The sequence below is a fragment of the Escherichia sp. E3659 genome, from assembly GCF_005781135.1.
In the GTDB taxonomy this organism is placed as follows: Bacteria; Pseudomonadota; Gammaproteobacteria; order Enterobacterales; family Enterobacteriaceae; genus Escherichia.
The window spans coordinates 1-6,035 of the sequence record NZ_VATQ01000058.1; the positions used below are offsets into that span (position 1 = coordinate 1).

Consider the following 6,035-nt stretch of genomic DNA (forward strand, 5'->3'; position numbering starts at 1 on the left):
GACTTGTATGTTCATGCCGGATGCGGCGTGAACGCCTTATCCGGCCTACGAGTAGCGCAAGAATTTGTAGGCCTGATAAGCGTAGCGCATCAGGCATTTGTCACCATTGCCGGATGCGGCGTGAACGCCTTATCCGGCCTACGAGTGGCGCAAGAATTTGTAGGCCTGATAAGCGTAGCGCATCAGGCAATTTGGCGTTGGTCATAACCCCATCACCCTCTGTAGCGGACATAACAACATGAAAGAACTTGTGGTCGTTGCCATTGGTGGCAACAGCATTATCAAAGATAACGCCAGCCAGTCGATTGAGCATCAGGCGGAGGCGGTGAAAGCCGTGGCCGATACGGTGCTGGAAATGCTGGCTTCCGATTACGACATTGTGCTGACCCACGGCAACGGGCCGCAGGTCGGGCTGGATTTACGCCGTGCGGAGATTGCCCACGAGCGCGAAGGGCTGCCCTTAACGCCGCTGGCGAACTGTGTGGCGGATACGCAAGGCGGCATTGGCTACTTGATCCAACAGGCGCTGAACAACCGGCTGGCGCGTCACGGCGAGAAAAAAGCCGTCACCGTGGTGACTCAGGTGGAAGTGGATAAAAACGATCCGGGGTTTGCTCATCCCACCAAACCCATTGGCGCATTCTTCAGTGAAAGCCAGCGTGACGAATTACAAAAGGCAAACCCTGACTGGCGTTTTGTTGAAGATGCCGGACGGGGCTATCGCCGCGTAGTCGCCTCGCCGGAACCGAAACGTATTGTCGAAGCACCTGCCATTAAGGCGCTGATCCAACAAGGCTTTGTGGTGATTGGTGCGGGCGGTGGCGGAATTCCGGTGGTGCGCAGTGAAGCGGGGGATTACCAAAGCGTGGACGCGGTTATCGACAAAGACCTCTCTACCGCACTACTGGCTCGCGAAATTCACGCCGACATTCTGGTGATCACCACTGGCGTGGAAAAAGTGTGTATTCACTTTGGCAAACCCGAGCAGCAGGCGCTGGATCGCGTAGATATTGCCACCATGACCCGCTATATGCAGGAAGGGCATTTCCCGCCCGGCAGCATGTTGCCAAAAATCATCGCCAGCCTGACGTTCCTTGAGCAGGGCGGCAAAGAAGTGATTATCACCACGCCGGAATGCCTGCCAGCGGCGCTGCGCGGTGAAACGGGCACCCATATTATTAAAACGTAAGGACGTAAGATGAAAGAAAGCAATAGCCGTCGTGAGTTTTTGAGCCAGAGCGGTAAGATGGTCACCGCCGCCGCGCTGTTTGGTACCTCTGTGCCGCTCGCCCATGCGGCGGTAGCTGGCACCCTAAACTGCGAAGCGAACAACACCATGAAAATCACTGACCCGCATTACTATCTCGACAACGTGCTGCTGGAAACCGGTTTTGACTACGAAAATGGCGTGGCGGTGCAGACCCGCACGGCGCGTCAGACCGTGGAGATTCAGGACGGCAAAATTGTTGCGCTGCGCGAGAACAAGCAGCATCCGGACGCCACGCTGCCACACTATGACGCTGGCGGTAAGCTGATGCTGCCCACCACCCGCGACATGCATATTCATCTCGACAAAACCTTTTACGGCGGGCCGTGGCGCTCGCTCAATCGTCCGGCAGGCACCACCATCCAGGACATGATCAAACTCGAGCAAAAAATGCTGCCGGAGCTGCAACCGTACACTCAGGAGCGGGCAGAAAAGCTGATCGATTTATTACAGTCGAAAGGCACCACCATTGCCCGCAGCCACTGCAATATCGAACCGGTTTCCGGCCTGAAAAATCTGCAAAATTTGCAGGCGGTGCTGGCGCGACGTCAGGCGGGCTTCGAGTGTGAAATTGTCGCCTTCCCGCAGCACGGTTTGCTGCTGTCGAAATCGGAACCCTTAATGCGCGAAGCGATGCAGGCGGGGGCGCATTACGTCGGCGGGCTGGACCCAACCAGTGTTGATGGCGCGATGGAAAAATCCCTCGACACCATGTTCCAGATTGCGCTGGACTACGACAAAGGCGTCGATATTCACCTGCACGAAACCACTCCGGCGGGCGTGGCAGCCATCAATTATATGGTTGAAACGGTGGAGAAAACGCCACAGCTGAAAGGCAAACTGACCATCAGTCACGCCTTTGCGCTGGCAACGCTCAACGAGCAACAGGTCGATGAACTGGCGAACCGGTTGGCGGCGCAGCAAATTTCTATCGCCTCGACGGTGCCGATTGGCACGTTACATATGCCGCTTAAACAGCTGCACGACAAAGGCGTAAAAGTGATGACTGGCACTGACAGCGTTATCGACCACTGGTCGCCTTACGGCCTGGGCGACATGCTGGAAAAAGCCAATCTGTACGCGCAACTCTATATTCGTCCTAACGAACAGAACCTCTCCCGCTCGCTGTTTTTAGCCACTGGCGATGTATTGTCGCTGAATGAAAAAGGCGAGCGTGTGTGGCCAAAAGCGCAGGATGACGCCAGCTTTGTGCTGGTGGACGCCTCCTGTTCCGCCGAGGCGGTGGCGCGTATCTCGCCGAGAACGGCGACGTTCCATAAAGGGCAACTGGTGTGGGGGAGTGTGGCAGGTTGATACGCATTTGATATGTCTGCAACGGTGAACAGTAAGAGATTTAAGCCCCAGGGAGTGGGGCTATCTGAATATGAGTGTGTCGGCAGAAATGGACATTATCTTTGAGGAATATGCCCTTATTGACGTTGTGTAGATAACTATTTGTCTACGTGAAAATATCATCAGTTTTGCCGATTTTAGTCTTTTACGGATAGCAAATATCACACTTATAGGCGCTCGCTCTGTGGGGAACGTTGCTGCTCTGTTTGATTCCGGTACGCGGTATGTTGGGGCTGGATCGGGTGGCTTAAATATTGGCTATATTCAATGGACGCGTTTTGCCGCGATGACATATCAGGCATCGCCAAACACACATAGCTAACCAGGAGTAAACGCAATGAAGATCAAAGCTATTGGTGCATATTCCGCTAAACAACCGCTGGAACCGATGAACATCACCCGACGTGAACCGGGACCGCATGATGTCAAAATCGAAATCGCTTATTGTGGCGTCTGCCATTCCGATATCCACCAGGTCCGTTCGGAGTGGGCGGGAACGGTTTATCCCTGCGTGCCTGGCCATGAAATTGTGGGGCGCGTGGTGGCCGTTGGTGATCAGGTGGAAAAACATGCGCCGGGCGATCTGGTAGGCGTCGGCTGCATTGTCGACAGTTGTAAACACTGCGAAGAGTGTGAAGACGGGCTGGAAAACTATTGTGACCACATGACAGGGACCTATAACGCGCCGACGCCAGACGAGCCGGGCCATACTCTGGGCGGTTATTCGCAGCAAATTGTTGTTCATGAGCGTTACGTTTTGCGTATTCGCCACCCGCAAGAGCAGCTTGCCGCCGTTGCGCCGTTGCTGTGTGCAGGCATTACGACCTATTCACCGCTGCGCCACTGGCAGGCCGGGCCAGGTAAAAAAGTGGGCGTGGTCGGCATTGGCGGTCTGGGGCATATGGGGATCAAGCTGGCCCACGCGATGGGGGCGCATGTGGTGGCGTTTACCACTTCTGAATCAAAACGCGAAGCGGCAAAAGCCCTGGGGGCTGATGAAGTCGTTAACTCGCGTAATGCCGATGAAATGGCGGCTCATGTGAAGAGTTTCGATTTTATTTTAAATACAGTTGCTGCGCCGCATAATCTCGATGATTTTACGATTTTGCTGAAACGCGATGGCACCATGACGCTGGTTGGCGCTCCCGCTACGCCGCATAAGTCGCCGGAGGTTTTTAACCTGATCATGAAACGTCGCTCAATTGCCGGCTCGATGATTGGCGGCATTCCAGAAACTCAGGAGATGCTCGATTTTTGCGCCGAACATGGCATCGTTGCTGATATAGAGATGATTCGGGCCGATCAAATTAACGAAGCCTATGAGCGAATGTTGCGCGGCGATGTGAAATATCGCTTTGTGATTGATAATGGCACGCTAACGGACTGAAAAATTAAATATAGCGCGTAGTGCTGCATATAACGTCGCTCTCCGGCACTAAGAGAGCGACAATATTCAGGGCAGGGGCAAGAGTTCGCTGCCTGTGTAAAGTGCTCAGCCGACATAAACTCAGTGTTGATTACTAAATGATCAACAAAGATATTTTGTGAATGTATGAGTTGACATTCATATGAAAAAAATCATAATTCCGTCATGTTCGCGTAGGGCAGTTTCTGTATCTTATGCATCGCACCAGGGCCTGACAGGAAATATGCTGTAAGGTTCGTATCAAAAAACCGCCATTAGCTCATCAGGAAGAGCAGACGACAACCAGGATTGTTGTATGGTACGGGGTTCGAGGCCTCGATGGCGGTCCAATTTCTCAATTGGGTTGGTTACAATTATCAGCTCACCGATGTGTCACTCCTTCATAAATCAGCCGTAGCGCAAAGACACCAATAATCGCACCAATAACCCGACTGGCAACGCGCTGCATACGCCCGTATGCACGACGCACGGCGGGTAAAGAAAACGCCTGACTAAGAAATACACGCCAGATAATAGATGCGAGCACAATCCCCGCCCAGGCCATAAACCGCGCCCAGGTCGGCGTTTCTGCGCTTAACGTCACTGAGAAGATACTGATAAAAAATAAAACTGTCTGGGGATTAGAAAGATCGGTAATGAGTCCACGGCGGAAAAACACATACCAGGGAGCATTAAGCGGCTGCTGTAATGCGCTCATCTGTGGTGTGGATTGTCGGCGCATACTGTTCCAGGCAAACCATAAAAGATAAGCGCCGCCGACGATTTTAATGAGTGAGAATATCTCTTCACACTGGGTAATGAGCGTCGCCATCCCAAACAATCCCAACCCGGAATAGATGGCATCGCCAAGCGCCACGCCAAGCCCGGTGAGTACACCTGCACGACGGCCTGAGGCCAGGCTGGTTTGTACCACGACAAAAAGATTTGCCCCAGGATTAAAAAAGGTGATGACGAACAGTCCGACGGTCAGGTAAACGGCGTGCAAAGGGTCCATAGTGATTTCACCCATAAATAAGCTGAATTAACTTCATCATATTTATAGTAAAAATGACTGAATGCGAGCGCGATCACAAAGACCGTGGATCTCAAAAGAGTGCCACCTGTACGTGACAGGTGGCAAAGGGGCATTAAAAGAGATATTTCATACCCAGCATTCCCTGGGTATCACTGTAACCATTGTCGCCCAACTGCTGGGCGACGTTACCCCACAGTTGCAGACGCGGAGTAAGCTGACCTTCCACCCCGACTTTTAACTCGCCTGCGTTACGCGCGCCGATGATCTCATCGCCGATGTGATCCATCTTCACGCTGTAATTGCGGGAGTTATAAATCCAGTTGGCTTCCACGAAAGGCTGGAAAGAACGCTCTTTATGATCATCAATAGCATGATGACCCTGCAGATACGCTTTCACCCCCAGACGCGTTTGCAGGTTGCCTTCGGTGCTGTCCTCAACCAGCGTGCCATTGTCTTCCGTATGGTTGTCTGCCTTCACATCCATCCATGTCAGTTGCATTTTGGGCTGCAGCCAGTAGCTGGTGCGGGCATCTGCGCTTTCACCAAGACGGAAGGTATAACCCGCTTCAATGGCGGCGGTGATGCCGTCAGAGTGATATTTCTCACTCGGCAGGTACTCGCCGGAGACGGTGTTATCAAACCAGTTATAGAGCAACCAGCTGTCAACATAAGTTCCGGTTTTGTCCGCTTCATTAGCGTACCAGGTGCCATACACGCCCACACTGTAGCCGTCGATTTGCCCACGTGAGCTGTACCCGGTCAGGCTGGAATGCGTGTGACTCTTGCTGTTGGCATAGCCAGCCATTAAGCCGAGATGCCAGCGATCGAGTGCGTTACTGCTCCATTGCGCGAGGTCACCACCCAGTTGCAGAACATAACGGTTGCTCTGAGTGCTCAATTCATCCGAGCGATCTTTAAAACGATTATGTCCGCCAATGTTACGCATCCACAAACTGGTCACTTTCTGCTCGCCG

Annotated in this window: 5 protein-coding genes and 1 pseudogene; 4 read left to right on the forward strand and 2 right to left on the reverse strand. The window is 52.9% G+C overall.

All coding sequences use genetic code 11. From position 1 onward, the window contains the following. The 4 genes and pseudogenes from FEK47_RS24075 to yahK all read left to right on the forward strand — a co-directional run. Positions 1-189, forward strand: a pseudogene (locus FEK47_RS24075) (hypothetical protein); the annotation flags it as partial. A 49-nt stretch (positions 190-238) separates the two neighbouring features. Beyond that, positions 239-1,189 carry a carbamate kinase family protein gene (locus tag FEK47_RS24080; protein ID WP_135486648.1) on the forward strand — a complete coding sequence of 317 codons (951 nt, stop codon included), beginning with the start codon at positions 239-241 and terminating at the stop codon, positions 1,187-1,189. Positions 1,190-1,198: 9 nt separating this feature from the next. Next, a complete protein-coding gene (locus tag FEK47_RS24085; RefSeq protein WP_135486647.1) occupies positions 1,199-2,581 on the forward strand; it encodes an amidohydrolase family protein in 1,383 nt (460 codons plus the stop codon). Positions 2,582-2,957: 376 nt separating this feature from the next. Beyond that, entirely contained in the window at positions 2,958-4,007 is a 1,050-nt protein-coding gene (gene yahK / locus FEK47_RS24090) for an NADPH-dependent aldehyde reductase YahK (protein WP_130224219.1), read from the forward strand. Positions 4,008-4,407: 400 nt separating this feature from the next. Here the strand turns inward: yahK and FEK47_RS24095 are convergent, their stop codons facing one another. After that, positions 4,408-5,040 carry a LysE family transporter gene (locus FEK47_RS24095; protein WP_130218317.1) on the reverse strand — a complete coding sequence of 211 codons (633 nt, stop codon included), beginning with the start codon at positions 5,038-5,040 and terminating at the stop codon, positions 4,408-4,410. A gap of 133 nt (positions 5,041-5,173) precedes the next feature. Then, positions 5,174-6,035 (reverse strand): autotransporter outer membrane beta-barrel domain-containing protein (locus FEK47_RS24100; RefSeq protein ID WP_138183411.1); only part of this gene is annotated, 862 nt, incomplete at its 5' end.

Excerpts from the sequence above, each read along its gene's own strand:
- FEK47_RS24080 (WP_135486648.1), top strand. The coding sequence starts at position 239 with ATGAAAGAACTTGTGGTCGTTGCCATTGGTGGCAACAGCATTATCAAA.
- FEK47_RS24085 (WP_135486647.1), top strand. The coding sequence starts at position 1,199 with ATGAAAGAAAGCAATAGCCGTCGTGAGTTTTTGAGCCAGAGCGGTAAG.
- yahK (WP_130224219.1), top strand. The coding sequence starts at position 2,958 with ATGAAGATCAAAGCTATTGGTGCATATTCCGCTAAACAACCGCTGGAA.
- FEK47_RS24095 (WP_130218317.1), bottom strand. The coding sequence starts at position 5,040 with ATGGACCCTTTGCACGCCGTTTACCTGACCGTCGGACTGTTCGTCATC.